Source organism: Burkholderia sp. USMB20 (genome assembly GCF_000949135.2).
Classification (GTDB): domain Bacteria; phylum Pseudomonadota; class Gammaproteobacteria; order Burkholderiales; family Burkholderiaceae; genus Burkholderia.
Genome location: NZ_JTAN02000017.1, coordinates 134,644 through 149,483 on the forward strand (window position 1 = coordinate 134,644; position 14,840 = coordinate 149,483).

The 14,840-nt window shown below is 67.4% G+C and carries 11 protein-coding genes; all 11 read right to left on the reverse strand.

The window, feature by feature from the left end:
- Positions 1-112: 112 nt before the first annotated feature.
- The gene (locus tag PL79_RS20765; protein WP_044843599.1) at positions 113-2,035 is read right to left on the reverse strand and encodes a PrkA family serine protein kinase; all 1,923 of its coding nucleotides are present in this window, start codon (positions 2,033-2,035) and stop codon (positions 113-115) included.
- A 543-nt stretch (positions 2,036-2,578) separates the two neighbouring features.
- On the reverse strand, positions 2,579-4,336 hold the full coding sequence (locus PL79_RS20775) for a methyl-accepting chemotaxis protein (RefSeq protein WP_044843631.1): 1,758 nt from the start codon (positions 4,334-4,336) through the stop codon (positions 2,579-2,581).
- 279 nt (positions 4,337-4,615) lie between these two features.
- Positions 4,616-5,545 (reverse strand): ribokinase, encoded by a 930-nt coding sequence (rbsK, locus tag PL79_RS20780; RefSeq protein ID WP_044843600.1) that lies wholly within the window; start codon positions 5,543-5,545, stop codon positions 4,616-4,618.
- The gene (locus PL79_RS20785) at positions 5,542-6,573 is read right to left on the reverse strand and encodes a LacI family DNA-binding transcriptional regulator (RefSeq protein WP_044843601.1); all 1,032 of its coding nucleotides are present in this window, start codon (positions 6,571-6,573) and stop codon (positions 5,542-5,544) included. Before PL79_RS20785 ends, rbsK begins: the two co-directional genes overlap by 4 nt.
- Positions 6,574-6,608: 35 nt before the next feature.
- Positions 6,609-7,628, reverse strand: a complete 1,020-nt coding sequence (locus tag PL79_RS20790; RefSeq protein ID WP_044843602.1) for an ABC transporter permease — start codon at positions 7,626-7,628, stop codon at positions 6,609-6,611.
- Complete coding sequence (locus PL79_RS20795) at positions 7,625-9,238, reverse strand: sugar ABC transporter ATP-binding protein (protein WP_044843603.1); 1,614 nt, start codon at positions 9,236-9,238, stop codon at positions 7,625-7,627. The genes PL79_RS20790 and PL79_RS20795 overlap by 4 nt, the downstream gene beginning before the upstream one ends.
- 145 nt (positions 9,239-9,383) lie before the next feature.
- Positions 9,384-10,334 carry a sugar ABC transporter substrate-binding protein gene (locus PL79_RS20800; RefSeq protein ID WP_044843604.1) on the reverse strand — a complete coding sequence of 317 codons (951 nt, stop codon included), beginning with the start codon at positions 10,332-10,334 and terminating at the stop codon, positions 9,384-9,386.
- Positions 10,335-10,853: 519 nt separating this feature from the next.
- Positions 10,854-11,780 (reverse strand): CysB family HTH-type transcriptional regulator, encoded by a 927-nt coding sequence (locus PL79_RS20805; RefSeq protein WP_044843605.1) that lies wholly within the window; start codon positions 11,778-11,780, stop codon positions 10,854-10,856.
- 80 nt (positions 11,781-11,860) lie between these two features.
- Positions 11,861-12,919, reverse strand: coding sequence for a sulfate/molybdate ABC transporter ATP-binding protein (locus PL79_RS20810; RefSeq protein WP_044843606.1), 1,059 nt, complete (start codon positions 12,917-12,919; stop codon positions 11,861-11,863).
- Between the two features lie 13 nt (positions 12,920-12,932).
- On the reverse strand, positions 12,933-13,880 hold the full coding sequence (gene cysW / locus PL79_RS20815; RefSeq protein WP_044843607.1) for a sulfate ABC transporter permease subunit CysW: 948 nt from the start codon (positions 13,878-13,880) through the stop codon (positions 12,933-12,935).
- A complete protein-coding gene (cysT, locus tag PL79_RS20820) occupies positions 13,877-14,776 on the reverse strand; it encodes a sulfate ABC transporter permease subunit CysT (RefSeq protein WP_044843608.1) in 900 nt (299 codons plus the stop codon). The genes cysW and cysT overlap by 4 nt, the downstream gene beginning before the upstream one ends.
- Between the last annotated feature and the right edge of the window lie 64 nt (positions 14,777-14,840).

A 14,840-nucleotide genomic window follows, 5' to 3' on the forward strand; every position in this document is an offset into this window, starting at 1 on the left:
CTCGAAAGTCGATCTGCCGGGGCACTCGCCGCGCATGCCGTCTGCCGTCATGCGGGCGGCGCCTCTGAAAGCGCCCGTACGGACTCGCCGCACGGGCGCGGTACCGCGCGCGTCATGACGACTTGCGCACGCGCAGGTACCAGTCGCAAAGCAGCCTCACCTGCTTCGGCGTATAGCCCTTCGCGACCATCCGGTTCACAAAGTCCTCATGCTTGCGCTGCTCCTCCGCCGAACCCTTGGCGTTGAACGAAATCACCGGCAACAGTTCCTCGGTATTCGAGAACATCTTCTTCTCGATCACGACGCGCAACTTCTCGTAGCTCGTCCACACGGGGTTCTTCCCGGCGTTCGCCGCCCGTGCACGCAACACGAAGTTCACGATCTCGTTGCGGAAATCCTTCGGATTGCTGATCCCGGCCGGCTTCTCGATCTTCTCCAGTTCCGCATTCAGCGCGGCGCGGTCGAAGCTCTCGCCCGTGTCGTGATCGCGGAATTCCTGGTCCTGGATCCAGAAGTCCGCATACGTGACGTAGCGGTCGAAGATGTTCTGCCCGTACTCCGAATACGACTCGAGGTAAGCCGTCTGGATCTCCTTGCCGATGAACTCCGCGTAGCGCGACGCGAGCACGTCCTTCACGAACGACAGGTACTTCTGCTCGGTCTCCGGCGGGAACTGCTCGCGTTCGATCTGCTGTTCGAGCACGTACATCAGGTGCACGGGGTTGGCCGCGACCTCGCTCGAGTCGAAGTTGAACACGCGCGACAGGATCTTGAACGCGAAGCGCGTCGACACGCCGGTCATCCCTTCGTCCACGCCCGCGTAGTCGCGATACTCCTGGTACGACTTCGCTTTCGGATCGGTGTCCTTCAGGTTTTCGCCGTCATACACCTGCATCTTCGAGAACAGGCTCGAATTCTCCGGCTCATGCAGGCGCGACAGCACCGAGAACTGCGACATCATCTTCAGCGTGCCCGGCGCGCACACGGCCTCGGCCAGCGACGAGTTGCGGATCAGCTTCTCGTAGATCTTGATCTCTTCCGACACGCGCAGGCAGTACGGCACCTTCACGACGAAGATCCGGTCGAGCAGTGCCTCGTTGTTGCGGTTGTTGCGGAAGGCCTTCCATTCCGACTCGTTCGAGTGCGCGAGGATCACGCCGTCGAACGGAATCGCGCCGAATCCTTCGGTGCCCTTGAAGTTGCCTTCCTGCGTCGCGGTCAGCAACGGGTGCAGCACCTTGATCGGCGCCTTGAACATTTCGACGAATTCGAGCAGGCCCTGGTTCGCGAGGCACAGGCCGCCCGAGTAGCTGTACGCATCGGCATCGTCCTGCGCATACTGTTCGAGCTTGCGGATGTCGACCTTGCCGACGAGCGACGAGATGTCCTGGTTGTTCTCGTCGCCAGGTTCCGTCTTCGCGATGCCGATCTGCCGCAGGATCGACGGAAAGCGGCGCACTACGCGGAACTGGCGGATGTCGCCGTTGTATTCGTGCAGGCGCTTGACGGCCCACGGACTCAGGATGCTCTTCAGGTAGCGGCGCGGAATGCCGTACTGCTCTTCGAGGATCGGGCCGTCTTCGTCGTAGTCGAACAGCCCGAGCGGCGATTCGTTGACGGGCGAACCCTTCAGCGCATAGAACGGCACGCGCTCCATCAGCTGCTTCAGGCGCTCGGCGATCGACGACTTGCCGCCGCCCACCGGGCCGAGCAGGTAGAGAATCTGCTTCTTCTCTTCGAGCCCTTGCGCAGCGTGGCGGAAGTACGCGACCACCTGCTCGATCACTTCCTCCATTCCGTAGAATTCACGGAACGCGGGATAGACCTTGATAACCTTGTTCGCGAAGATCCGCGACAGGCGCGGGTCGATGCGGGTATCGATTTGTTCGGGTTCCCCGATTGCAGCCAGCATGCGTTCGCCAGCCGTGGCGTACGCTGACGGATCGTTCTTGCAGAGCGCGAGGTACTCCTCCAGCGAGAACTCTTCCTCTCGCGTTTTTTCGAAGCGGTTCGCGAAGCTGCTGTAAATATCCATGCTACCTCCCTCGCCTGAGTCTGAAGACGTGCCTGCCTTCTATGACTGCGCAGAAGCAAGCGCGTTCGAATTCATCCTAAACCCTTTCTTATTTTTTTTCACGAACTCTTCGTATGAAGTTCGTCATTCTCGACAACACCGCTTGGACAACGCATTTCGACGCTTTACAATCGATCTCCCGTGTCGCCGAAACGGCATCCGCCACCTCTCGTCGAGCATCGGAACGTCTCGTGCGTTGGACACCTCCGTCGTCGTCGCGGCACCCTTCACTCCCCCTTCATCCCTAGACGTTCGAGCGGACGTTTACGACGACACGCTGCGCGCGCCGTTACAAATTTTTTTCGCATCGTCCGGAGATACCCGTAGTGCGGATGCGAACACGCAGCGCGCGGCGACGCACGAACGCTCACGTGCGCTGTCACATTCCATCGGTCGAAACGACGACGCCCGCATGTCGCGGGCGTCGTGTGCTGCCAAATGGGGAGAGATACGGGGAAAGATACCGGGGAGCGTTACCGCGAAAAGATGCGCGTCACGCGCGAATCAGAACGTTTCCCAGTCGTCGGCGCCGGCAGCCACCGGGGCGGGCGCGGCGGCCGCGACAGCCGGCTTGCGCGCCGGCGCGGCGCGCTTCGGCGCTGCATCACGATCGTTGCGCGCCACGGCCGGCGCGGGCGGCGAAACCGGCACCGCAGCCGCTGCGGGCACCGCGCGCGGCGCCTGACGTGCGGCGGCAGCGGTCGCCGGCTGCGCCGCGTCGTCGTCGATCCGGAACACCGACGCCGTCTCGCGCAGGCGCGCGGCCTGTTCGTCGAGCGATTGCGCGGCGGCCGCCGCTTCCTCGACGAGCGCGGCGTTCTGCTGGGTGACCTCGTCCATCTGCGCGACCGCGCGCGCGACCTGGTCGATGCCGCCGCTCTGTTCCTCGGACGCCGCCGCGATCTCGCCCATGATGTCGGTCACGCGCTGCACCGCACCGATCACGTCGCTCATCGTGCGGCCGGCTTCGTCGACCAGCGTCGACCCCGTCCGGATGCGCTCCACCGACGCGTCGATCAGCATCTTGATCTCCTTGGCCGCGCTCGACGAACGCTGCGCGAGACTGCGCACCTCGCCCGCCACGACCGCGAAGCCTCGGCCTTCCTCGCCGGCGCGCGCGGCCTCGACCGCCGCGTTCAGCGCCAGGATGTTGGTCTGGAACGCGATTCCCTCGATGATCGCGATGATGTCCGCGATCTTCGCGGAGCTGTCGTTGATCTCGCCCATCGTGCCGACCACCTGGCCGACCACCGTATTGCCCTTGTTTGCAATCTCCGACGCGTTCGCGGCCAGCGAGCTTGCCTGCCGCGCATTGTCCGCGTTCTGCTTCACGGTGCCGGTCAGCTGCTCCATGCTCGATGCGGTTTCCTGCAGCGCGGACGCCTGCTCTTCCGTGCGCGACGACAGGTCGATGTTGCCGGCGGCGATCTGGCGCGCCGCGGTCGCGATCGACTCGCTGCCGCCGCGCACGGTGCGCACCGTGTCGACGAGGCCGCGCTGCATCCGCGCGAGACCGTCCAGGAGCTGGCCCATTTCGTCGCGCCGATGCACGACGATCGAGCGGCGCAGGTCGCCCGCGGCGATCGCGTCGAAATGCGCGAGCGCGTCCGCGAGCGGACGGCCGATCGCACGGCTGAGCGTCAGCCAGGAAAACGCGGCGGCAACCAGACCGGCCGCCAGCAGGACGATCGACAGCACACGCAGCGTCTCGTACAACGATTCCGCGCGGTCGAAGCCCGCCTGCCCGTCGGTGAACTGGAAATTGCGCAGTGCTTCGCCCGCAACCGAGAGCTCGTTATAAAGCGTCGAGAGCTGCTTGGCGCCCTCGCCGATCCGGTCGTGGTCGCCCGCCGCGACCAGCCCTCCGAACGCGTCGCAACTGCGCTGCAGCGCCTGCCGCTTCGCGGCGACGTCCTGCGCGAGCCGGTCTTCCTCCGGGCCGCGCGGCAGTGCAAGGTATTTTTGCCACCACGCGTCGGACTGCGTGCGCATCGCGCGGCTGCGTTCCACGGCCGCAGCCGAGTCGGGCGTGCCCGCCAGCAGCGCGGCGCGATCGAGCGCCAGGCGCTCGCGCGCCGCGTACATTTCGGCAACGGCCACGTCGACCGCGCTCGGCATCTGGTTCGTGAAAATCTCGCGCGTCGCATCGTTCGAGCGCGTCATCCCGTACACGCCGAGTACGCCAATCACGCCCAGCAGTACCGCGAGAAACGCCATCGTCAAACCGATGCGCGCACGTATCGTCAGGTTTCCGATCACCATCATTCTTCCTGTATTGCGTCGTCGTGAACGGGCAAGGCCCGTTTTTCGAAACAGTGTTTCGCCCAGGTGTATTTACGACCGGATGTTGCGCAGCTTGATGGTATTCACATCAATTTTTTCAGCAATTCACCAGTTCATTACAGATTCCAGAATAATAGGGGCGAAGCATCGCCGGCCCGCGTCGCGAACGCGCACGGCAAGCAATCGAGGTCAGACAAGTGGGGAAAGATGGCCGGCCGCCTGTTGTCGCACGCGCCGGCCGGGATGCGCGATCCGGCCCTATTCGGCCAGTTCGGCGAGCGTGGGAATCGACGGCTGCGCGCCTGCGCGCGTGACCGACAGCGCCGCCGCGCGTTGCGCGAAGCGGATCGCGGCATCGACGTCCGCGCCGGCCGCGAGCCGTGCGGCGAAACCGCCGATGAAGGTGTCGCCCGCCGCGGTCGTGTCGACCGCCTTGACGACGGGGGCCGGATAGTGGCGCGCCGCGCCGTCGTCCGTCAGCGCGAACACGCCGCGCGCGCCGAGCGTGATCAGCACATTGCGCGCGCCGGCTGCCCGCAACGCACGCGCCGCGGCTTCCGCCTCGGCCGGATTGCGCACCGGCAGCCCGGTCAGCGCGGCCGCCTCGACTTCGTTCGGGATCAGGTAATCGACCAGCGGCAGCCAGCCGTCCGGCAGCGGCGCGACGGCAGGCGCCGGATTGAGCATCACGGTGCGGCCGAGCCGCCGCCCGGCCGACAGCGCGGCGAACACGGCGTCCGGCGGCGTCTCGAGCTGGCAGATCAGCACGTCGGTCGCGGCCAGCGCCGCCTCGTGCCGCGCCACCGTATCCGTCGTGACTTCGCCGTTGCCGCCCGCGACGATCACGATCGTGTTCTGGCTGGCGTCGTCGACGACGATCAAGGCGACGCCGGTCGACGCCGTCTTGCTCGTCGCGAGCCGCGAGCAGTCGATGCCTTCGGTCTCGAGGCCGGCCCGCAGCGCGGTGCCGTGCGCATCCGCGCCGACGCAGCCGATCATCGCGACCTGCGCGCCGAGCCGTGCGGCCGCGACGGCCTGGTTGCCGCCCTTGCCCCCCGCGGCCTGCGCATACGCGTGACCGGCGAGCGTTTCGCCCGGCAACGGCAGCCGCGACGCCCGTACGACGAGATCCATGTTGAGGCTGCCGACCACCGTCACGCGGCCGGCGCCTGCCGCACGCGCCGTCATGGGCGAGCACCGGGCGCGGCCGGCTCGCGGTAGACCGCCGTCGATTCGCGCAGCACGAGCCGCGGCGACACGACGCGGCGACGGCTCGGCGCGGCCGTCGAGCCGCCGCCGATCCGCTCGATCAGCGTCTGCGCGGCCATTTCGCCGAGGGCGCGCACCGACTGGCCGACCGTCGACAGCGCCGGATAGGTATAACGGGAGAATTCGATGTCGTCGAAGCCGATGATCGAGCAGTCGTCCGGCACGCGCATGCCGCGCTCGGCCGCCGCGCGCAGCGCGCCGACGCCCATCAGGTCGTTGCCCGCGAAAATCGCGCTCGGGTGCACCGACTCGAACAGCCGCGATGCCGCGTGATAGCCGCCCAGGCACGAAAAATCGCTTTCCGCGATTGCGCCCGGCACGATGTCGATCCCGCGCTCGGCCATCGCGCGGATGAAGCCGTGCACGCGCATCGCGCTGACGGCCGTGTCGGTCGGCCCGGTGATGCAGCCGATCTTCGCGTGCCCGAGTTCGAGCAGATGACGCGTCGCCAGGTAGGCGCCGCGTTCGTGGTCGATCTGCACGAGATCGGCCGCCAGCCCCTCGATGTTGCGGTCGACGACGACGAGCGGCGCATGCGCGTCGGCGAGCGTCTGCGCGAGCACCGCGTCCTCGCCGGCCGACGCGACGATCAGCCCGTCGATGCGCTTTTCCTGCAGCACGCGCAGGTAGTTGCGCTGCTTCACGGGATCGTCGTCCGAGTTGCAGAAGAACACGCAATAGCCGTTGGCCGCGCACTGGTCCTCGATGCCGCGCGCAAGCTCCGCGAAGTACGGATTCGTGCTGTTCGGCACGACGAGGCCGATGGTCGCCGTCGAGCGCGCCTTCAGCGAGCGCGCCACGGCCGACGGCACGTAGTTCAGCTCGCGGATCGCGCCTTCGACCTTCGCACGCACATCCGCGGACACCGGCCGCGAATTGTTCACCACGTGCGAGACGGTCGTAAACGACACGCCCGCCATGGCCGCCACATCCTTGATCGTCGCCATTTCCCGTTTCTCTCTGGTCTGCTTTCTGTGTAGTTTTACCGGGCGCGCGCGCGCCGGCTGCGATACGTATCGAGCACGACCGCCACCACGATCACCGCCCCGGTGATGATCCGTTTGGTCGGCTCGTTCGCGCCGATCTGCGCCAGCCCCGCGGCCAGCACGGAAATGATCAACACGCCGAAGAACGTGCTGATCACCGAGCCGCGCCCGCCCATCAGGCTCGTGCCGCCGATCACGACGGCTGCGATCACCTGCAGTTCGAGGCCCACGCCCGCGTTCGGGTCGGCGGCCTCGAGCCGCGAGATCTGGAACAGCGACGCGAGCCCCGCGAGCGCGCCCATCAGTGCGAATACGAGGATTTTATACGGCCGCGGGTTAACCCCGGCAAGCCGGACGGCTTCTTCATTCGTGCCGATACCGACAAGATAGCGCCCGAACACGGTGCGCGTGAGCACGAACTGCGCCGCGATCATCACCGCGACCGCGATCAGGAACGCCGGCGAGATGCCGAGCGCGATCGGGTTCGACAGGAAATCGAACGCGTCGCCGATGTAGGCCGTGCGCGAATTCGTCAGCTGGTACGCGACACCGCGCGCGGCCTCGAGCACGCCGAGCGACACGATGAACGACGGAATCCGCCAGCCCACCGTGATCGCGCCCGTCAGCGAGCCGGTCACGGTCGCGACCGCGATCCCGATCAGCGCGGCGGGCAGCGGCCCCCAATGCCATTTCAGCGCGGCCACGCTCACCATCGACGCGGCCAGCGCGAGCACCGAGCCGACCGACAGGTCGATGCCGGCGATGATCAGCACGAACGTCATCCCGACCGACATCACGACGAGATCGGGGATCTGGTTCGCGATCGTGCTGAACGTATCGTAGGTCAGGAAATGCGAGCTGAGCGTCGAGAACAGCGCGATCATCGCGGCGAGCGCGCCGGCGAGCCCGAGATAGTTCGACACGCCGAGCCGCGTGCCGGACAGCGTGCGTGCGCGGCGCCCGGTCACGTCCTGCTGCGCGCCGGCGTCGCTCGGGGATACGGGAGGCTGGGTCATGGCTGTCGTCCTGTCGTCGAAGAGGCGGAAGCCGCGCGCGGCGCGCTTTCCGCATCCGGATGGCGTGCGCCGTCCGGCAGCGCTGCGCGGCCGAAGCCGGCGAACGCCGCGGCCAGCAGCGCATCCTGGGTCCAGTTGCCGCGTTCGAACACGGCGGTCATGCGGCCCGCCGACATCACGCCGATCCGGTCGCAGATCAGCATCAGCTCGCGCAGGTCGCTCGAGACGACCACCAGCGCCCGGCCCTCGCGCGCGAGCGCGCCCATCAGCGTGTAGATCTCGAATTTGGCACCGACGTCGATCCCCCGGGTCGGCTCGTCGAACAGCAGCACGCCCATGTCGCGCGCGAGCCAGCGGCCGATCACGACCTTCTGCTGGTTGCCGCCCGACAGTTCGCCGACCGCCTGCGCGGCGCCGTGGGTGCGGATCCGCAGCGCGTCGATCTGCTGCTCGGCGAGCGCCGTCTCGCGCGCCGTATCGACGATGCCGCCGCGCGCGAGCCGGTCGAGCTGGCCGAGCGACACGTTCGACGTGACCGACTGCGACAGCAGCAACCCTTCGCCCTTGCGGTCCTCGGTGATCAGCGCGATGCCGTGCTTCACCGCGTCGACGGGCGAGCCGATGCGCGCCGGCTTCAGCGGATCGCCGACCGCGATCATCCCGGCGTCCGGCGTGTCCGCGCCGTAGATCAGCCGCAGCAATTCGGTGCGCCCGGCACCGATCAGCCCCGAGATGCCGAAGATTTCGCCCGAGCGCACTTCGAGCGACACGTCCTGCACGGCCGTGCCGCGCGTCATGCCCGACACGACGAGGCGCGGCGCGCCGATGCGGCGCGCGCCGAGATCGATGTGCTCGCCGACCTCGCGCCCGACCATCAGCGTGACGAGCCCGTCGGACGTCGTCGCGGCCATGTCGCCGACGTGCACGAGCCGGCCGTCGCGCAGCACCGCGACACACTCGGCGACCCGCGCGAGTTCCTCGAGCCGGTGCGAGATGTAGACGATCGCCACGCCGCGCGCCTTCAGCCGGTCGATCTGCTCGAACAGCAGTTCGACCTCGCGCGCGGTCAGCATCGCGGTCGGTTCGTCGAGGATCAGCACACGGCAGTCGCCGATCAGGTTGCGCGCGATCTCGACCATCTGCTGGTGGCCGATGCCGAGTGCGCCGACCGGCGTATCGGGATCGACCGCGTCGAGCCCGACCTGCGCCATCGCGGCACGCGCATCGTCGCGCAGCCGCGCGCGATCGATGATGCCGAAGCGCCGCGGCAGACGGTTCAGGAACAGGTTCTCGGCGACCGTCAGCGTCGGCAGCAGGTTCAGCTCCTGCATCACCATGCGCACGCCGAGCGCCTCGGCCTGCGTGCGGCTCGCCGGCGCGTAGGCCTGGCCGCCGAGTTGCATCGTGCCGGCGGTCGGGTCGACGAGCCCGCCGATGATCTTCGACAGCGTGCTCTTGCCGGCGCCGTTCTCGCCCGTCAGCGCGAGCGCTTCACCCGGCACGAGCGTCAACGTGACGTCGGCGAGCACCGGTTCGGCGTAGGTCTTGCCCACACCGGAGACGGACAGCACGGGAACGGCTGAACGGGAGGGTTGGAAGGTCGGTTCCATCGCGATCCTGGTTGCGGCCGCGCGCACGCGGCGCGCGGGTGTGACGCTCACAAGTGCATGTGCATGCAGTGGCCGTGATCGCGCTCACTCCGTATAACGGCCGCCGGGCCCGCTTCTTGAGGCCGGCGGCCGCGACGGGGCGGCGTTACTTCGTCACGAGATCCACCGGCGTCTCGACCACGCCGGACATGTCGGCCTGCTTGCGATGCTCGGCGATCGCCTTGAGCGCCGTGTCGATGCCGAACACGGCCTGCTTCGCCGCGTACTGGTCGGCGGTCGCGAGCACGCGGCCGTCCTTCAGCATCGGCCTGATCGCGTTGATGTTGTCGTAGCCGACCACGAACACCTTGCCCTGCTTGCCCGCCGCGCGCACGGCCGACACGGCGCCGATCGCCATGTTGTCGTTGCCGCACAGCAACGCGCGCAGGTTCGGGTATTCGTTGAGCATCGCGGACGCGACCGCATTGCCCTTGTCGATCTCCCATTCGCCCGACTGCACCGACACGACCTTCATCCCGCCCGCCTTCATCGCGTCCTCGAAGCCGGCCGTGCGCTGCTGCGCGTTGGTCGTCGTCGACACACCTTCGAGGATGCCGACCTGGTCGCCCGCCTTCAGCCGCTTCGCGAGGTAGTCGCCGATCTTGCGCGCGCCCTTGCGGTTGTCGGGGCCGACGAACGGCACGTTCAGGTTCTTCGATTTCAGCACGTCCGGGTCGAGCCGGTTGTCGATGTTCACGACGGTGATGCCCGCGTCGACCGCCTTCTTCACGACCGGCACGAGCGCCTTCGAATCGGCCGGCGCGAGCACGATCGCATCGACCTTCGACACGATCATCTGCTCGACGATGCGAATCTGGTTCGCGGTGTCGGTCTCGTCCTTGATGCCGTTCGTGATCAGGTCGAACTGGCCGGCGTTGTGCTTCTGGTATTCCTTCGCGCCGTTTTCCATCGTCAGGAAGAACTCGTTGGCGAGCGACTTCATCACGAGCGCGACCTTCGGCTTGGCCGCGGCCTGCGCATGGACGGCCGGTGCGGCAGCGACCGCGACGGCGGCAAGCGCGGCGGTCAGGAAGCGACGGCGAAAGAGGACATTCATACACATCTCCTGGCGACTGGCCCACGGGCCAGATTATTGTTTGACTGTTGTTTTAATGTGAGCAAACGTTTGCGCTACACTTCCCGGACATTGGCCATCGTTGCTGCTTGTCGGTACCACGGAATGGAAGCGAGGCAGACGGCCGACTGCCTGGCGCGTGCTGTCGTCGACGCGCCACCGCCGGCGGGACGCCGGCGGAGTGGAAGCTATGCTGTACCGTTTCGGTTCGACGCGCAACCCGTCTGATCAATATTTAAGGGTTTATTCGGAGCGCGCGGTTGCACGTGCCGATTGCGGCGCGTTACATGATCGAAGCGAGGCACGCGCATGCGCCGTCTTGTTTTTCTGTTGACCGGCGATCAGATGACGGTCGCCGCTCACGGCAACCCGGCTTGTGAGCGACAGCTTCGATCGAAGGACCGACGCGTCGGCACGCCCTGAAATGGCGGATGCAGCATCGGCGCCCGATGCAACGCGTCCGAAGGGCGCCCACCGCGCCCCCGGAACATCGTCCCGCCGTCAGACCGCTTCGCGCAGCAGCCCGGCGATTTCCGCTTCGTTAAGATGCGGCGCGAACATCTCGATCAGCCGGTACGCATACGCGCGCAGGAATGCGCCCTTGCGCAACCCGACCCGCGTCGTGCTCGCCTCGAACAGGTGCTGCGTGTCGAGCGCGACGAGCCCGGTGTCGCGCTGCGGATCGAAGGCCATTGCCGCGACGACGCCGATCCCCATCCCGAGCTCGACGTAGGTCTTGATCACGTCCGCGTCGATTGCAGTCAGCACGACGTCGGGCACGGCGCCGGCCTGCGCGAATGCCTGGTCGATGTGCGAGCGGCCCGTGAAGTCCTGGTCATACGTGATGATCGGGTACTCGGCGATTTCGTCGAGCGTCAGGTTCTCGCGGCCGACGAGCGGATGCCCCTTCGGCACGACGACCGTGTGGTGCCACGAATAGCACGGGAACGTGACGATGTCCGGATAGCGATCGAGCGCCTCGGTCGAGATGCCGAGATCGGCTTCGCCGTTCAGGATCATCTGCGCGATCTGCTGCGGGCTGCCCTGGCGCAGCGCGAGATGCACCTTCGGAAACACCTCGGTGAACTGGCGGATCACCTTCGGCAGCGCGTAGCGCGCCTGCGTGTGGGTCGTCGCGACGACGAGGTGGCCGCTGTCCTGGTCCGCGAACTGGCGCGCGACGCGGCGCAGGTTTTCCGCATCCAGCAGCATCCGCTCGATCAGCTGGTGCACGGCCTTGCCGGGCTCCGTGAGCCCCGTGAGCCGCTTGCCGCGCCGGATGAAGATATCGACGCCCAGTTCATCCTCGAGATCCTTGATCTGCTTCGACACGCCCGACTGCGACGTGTACAGCACGTTCGCGACTTCCGTCAGGTTCATGTTCTGGCGCACGGCCTCGCGCACGAAACGCAATTGCTGAAAATTCATGGGTATGCCTCTTAGGCTGTCGTTGTTTGAATGTCGATTCGGAGCGGTATCCGCCCTCTTCTCTTTACCGCGGCCGGGCGTCAGTGCGCGGGAAACACGCGGACCGCGCGCGGCACGGCCGTCGCGCCGTCGCCGACCTGCAGCGCGAGCGCACGCCACGCGTCGCGATCGAGTTCCGCTTCGAGTGCGCCGCCCGTGCGCGCCTCGAGTTCGACCCGCACCGAGCCGCCGAGCGGGATCACGCGGCGCACGTCGACCGCGATGCCGTCGCGATGGTCGTCGCCGGCCGGCCACAGCTGCAGGTCGTGCGGCCGCACGTATGCGTTCGCGGGGCCCGCGAAATCGGCGTCGACCGCGATCGGCGCGGCCGCCCCCTCGGCCACGAAGCCGCGCCCGGCGACCGTGCCCGGCAACCGGTTCGCCGCACCGAGGAATTCGTAGACGAACGCGCTTTGCGGATGATCGTAGACGTCCTGCGGGCTGCCGACCTGCTCCACATGACCGCGGTTCAGCACGACGATCCGGTCGGCCACTTCCAGCGCCTCCTCCTGGTCGTGCGTGACGAAGATCGTCGAGATGTGCAGGTCGTCGTGCAGGCGCCGCAGCCAGCCGCGCAGTTCCTTGCGCACCTTCGCGTCGAGCGCGCCGAACGGCTCGTCGAGCAGCAGCACCTTCGGCTCGACCGCGAGCGCGCGGGCCAGCGCGATCCGCTGACGCTGGCCGCCCGACAGCTCGGACGGGTAGCGCTGCGCGAGCCAGTCGAGCTGCACGAGCTTCAGCAGTTCGTGCACTTTCTCGCGGATCACGGCTTCCGACGGCCGCTCGCGGCGCGGCTTCACGCGCAGCCCGAATGCGACGTTCTCGAACACGGTCATGTGGCGGAACAGCGCGTAATGCTGGAACACGAAACCGACCTGGCGCTCGCGCGCGCCGACCGACGCGACGTCGAGCCCCTGCAGCACGACCTGGCCGGCGTCCGCGTGCTCGAGGCCCGCGATCACGCGCAGCAGCGTGGTCTTGCCGCAGCCGGACGGCCCGAGCAGGGCGACGAGCTCGCCCGGCGGAAAGTCGAGCGACACGTTGTCGAGCGCGGTGAAATCGCCGAAGCGCTTCTGAAGGTGACGGACGGTGATACCCATTCTGGTTGCCTCTTTACGATTTCGACGAAATGGCGGCGGCGGGGCCGGCATGAGCGGGAACGTCATCGCGTGCGCCGGCCAGTTCGGCGGCGAGGTGACGCTCGGCGAGCAGCTTCAGCGCGAGCGTGACGAGCGCGAGCAGCGCCAGCACCGACGCCACCGCGAACGCCGCCGCGAAGTTGTATTCGTTGTACAGGATCTCGACGTGCAGCGGCATCGTGTCGGTCACGCCGCGGATGTGGCCGGACACGACCGACACCGCGCCGAACTCGCCCATCGCGCGCGCATTGCACAGGATCACGCCGTACAGCAGGCCCCACTTCACGTTCGGCAGCGTCACGCGCCGGAAGATCTGCCAGCCCGACGCGCCCAGCACGCGCGCGGCCTCCTCCTCGTCGGTGCCCTGCGCCTGCATCAGCGGGATCAGTTCACGCGCGACGAACGGGAACGTGACGAAGATCGTCGCGAGCACGATGCCCGGCACCGCGAAGATGATCTGCACGTCGTGGCCCTGCAGCCACGGCCCGAGCCAGCCCTGCGCACCGAACAGCAGCACGTAGACGAGGCCCGAGATCACCGGCGACACGGAGAACGGCAGGTCGATCAGCGTCGTCAGCAACGCCTTGCCGCGGAATTCGAACTTCGCGATCGCCCACGACGCGCACACGCCGAACACGAGGTTCAGCGGCACCGCGATCACGGCGACGGTCAGCGTCAGCTTGATCGCCGACCATGCGTCGGGATCCGCGAGCGATTCGAGATAGAAGCCGACGCCCTTGCGCAGCGCCTCGAAGAACACCGCGGCGAGCGGCACGACGAGGAAGAACGCGAGAAACGCCAGCGCGACGCCGATCAGCAGCCAGCGCACGGCGCGCGGCTCGCTGACGGGATCCGGTTGTTTCGCGGCGCGCACGCGCGCGGCGGACGGGTTGTTCAGCACGGCGGTGGACTCCTGGCTCATTGCTGGCCTCCGGCGGCAGTCGCGGCAACGGTGACGGTCGCGGGCGCGGGGCCGCTCGCGCCCTTGCTCGTGCGGCGCTGCAGATACCACTGCAGCGTGTTGATGAGCAGCAGCATCAGGAACGACACGACCAGCATCACGACCGCCAGCGCGGTCGCGCCCGCGTAGTCGTACTGCTCGAGCTTCGTGATGATCAGCAGCGACGTGATCTCGGATTTCATCGGCACGTTGCCGGCGATGAAGATCACCGACCCGTACTCGCCGAGCGCGCGCGCGAACGCCAGCGCGAAGCCGGTGAGCAGCGCGGGCAGCACGGCCGGCAGCACGACGCGGCGGAACGTCAGCCAGCGCGTTGCGCCGAGGCACGCGGCGGCCTCTTCCTGCTCGCGCTCGAAATCCTCGAGCACGGGCTGCACGGTGCGCACGACGAACGGCAGCCCGATGAAGGTCAGCGCCACCAGCACGCCGACCGGCGTGAACGCGATCTTGATGCCGAACGGCGCGAGATACTGGCCCACCCAGCCGTTGGTCGCGTAGACGGCGGCAAGCGAGATGCCGGCGACCGACGTCGGCAGCGCGAACGGCAGGTCGACGATCGCGTCGACGAGCCGCTTGAACGGGAACGTGTAGCGCACCAGCACCCACGCGACGAGAAAGCCGAACACGGCATTGATCACCGCGCCGCCGAGCGCGGAGGCAAACGTCAGCCGGTACGACGCGAGTACGCGCGGCGACGCGACGGCGGTGACGAACTGGTCCCACGACAGCGTCGCGGTCTTCAGGAACGTGGCGGCGAGCGGGATCAGCACCACGAGGCTCAAATAGGCCACCGTGATGCCGAGCGTCACGCCGAAACCGGGCAGCGCGCTCGGCTTGCGAAAGGTGTACGTCGTCATCGGATGCTCTTGCTGGGTCGTTGCTGCTCACGGGTCCGACGCGAACGCCGGCGCGGGGAATCGC

What these genes read in the sequence shown, in the direction of transcription:
- PL79_RS20765 (WP_044843599.1), bottom strand. Translation starts at nt 2,035, where the DNA reads ATGGATATTTACAGCAGCTTCGCGAACCGCTTCGAAAAAACGCGAGAG.
- PL79_RS20775 (WP_044843631.1), bottom strand. Translation starts at nt 4,336, where the DNA reads ATGGTGATCGGAAACCTGACGATACGTGCGCGCATCGGTTTGACGATG.
- rbsK (WP_044843600.1), bottom strand. Translation starts at nt 5,545, where the DNA reads ATGACGGCGCGTGCGGCAGGCGCCGGCCGCGTGACGGTGGTCGGCAGC.
- PL79_RS20785 (WP_044843601.1), bottom strand. Translation starts at nt 6,573, where the DNA reads ATGGCGACGATCAAGGATGTGGCGGCCATGGCGGGCGTGTCGTTTACG.
- PL79_RS20790 (WP_044843602.1), bottom strand. Translation starts at nt 7,628, where the DNA reads ATGACCCAGCCTCCCGTATCCCCGAGCGACGCCGGCGCGCAGCAGGAC.
- PL79_RS20795 (WP_044843603.1), bottom strand. Translation starts at nt 9,238, where the DNA reads ATGGAACCGACCTTCCAACCCTCCCGTTCAGCCGTTCCCGTGCTGTCC.
- PL79_RS20800 (WP_044843604.1), bottom strand. Translation starts at nt 10,334, where the DNA reads ATGAATGTCCTCTTTCGCCGTCGCTTCCTGACCGCCGCGCTTGCCGCC.
- PL79_RS20805 (WP_044843605.1), bottom strand. Translation starts at nt 11,780, where the DNA reads ATGAATTTTCAGCAATTGCGTTTCGTGCGCGAGGCCGTGCGCCAGAAC.
- PL79_RS20810 (WP_044843606.1), bottom strand. Translation starts at nt 12,919, where the DNA reads ATGGGTATCACCGTCCGTCACCTTCAGAAGCGCTTCGGCGATTTCACC.
- cysW (WP_044843607.1), bottom strand. Translation starts at nt 13,880, where the DNA reads ATGAGCCAGGAGTCCACCGCCGTGCTGAACAACCCGTCCGCCGCGCGC.
- cysT (WP_044843608.1), bottom strand. Translation starts at nt 14,776, where the DNA reads ATGACGACGTACACCTTTCGCAAGCCGAGCGCGCTGCCCGGTTTCGGC.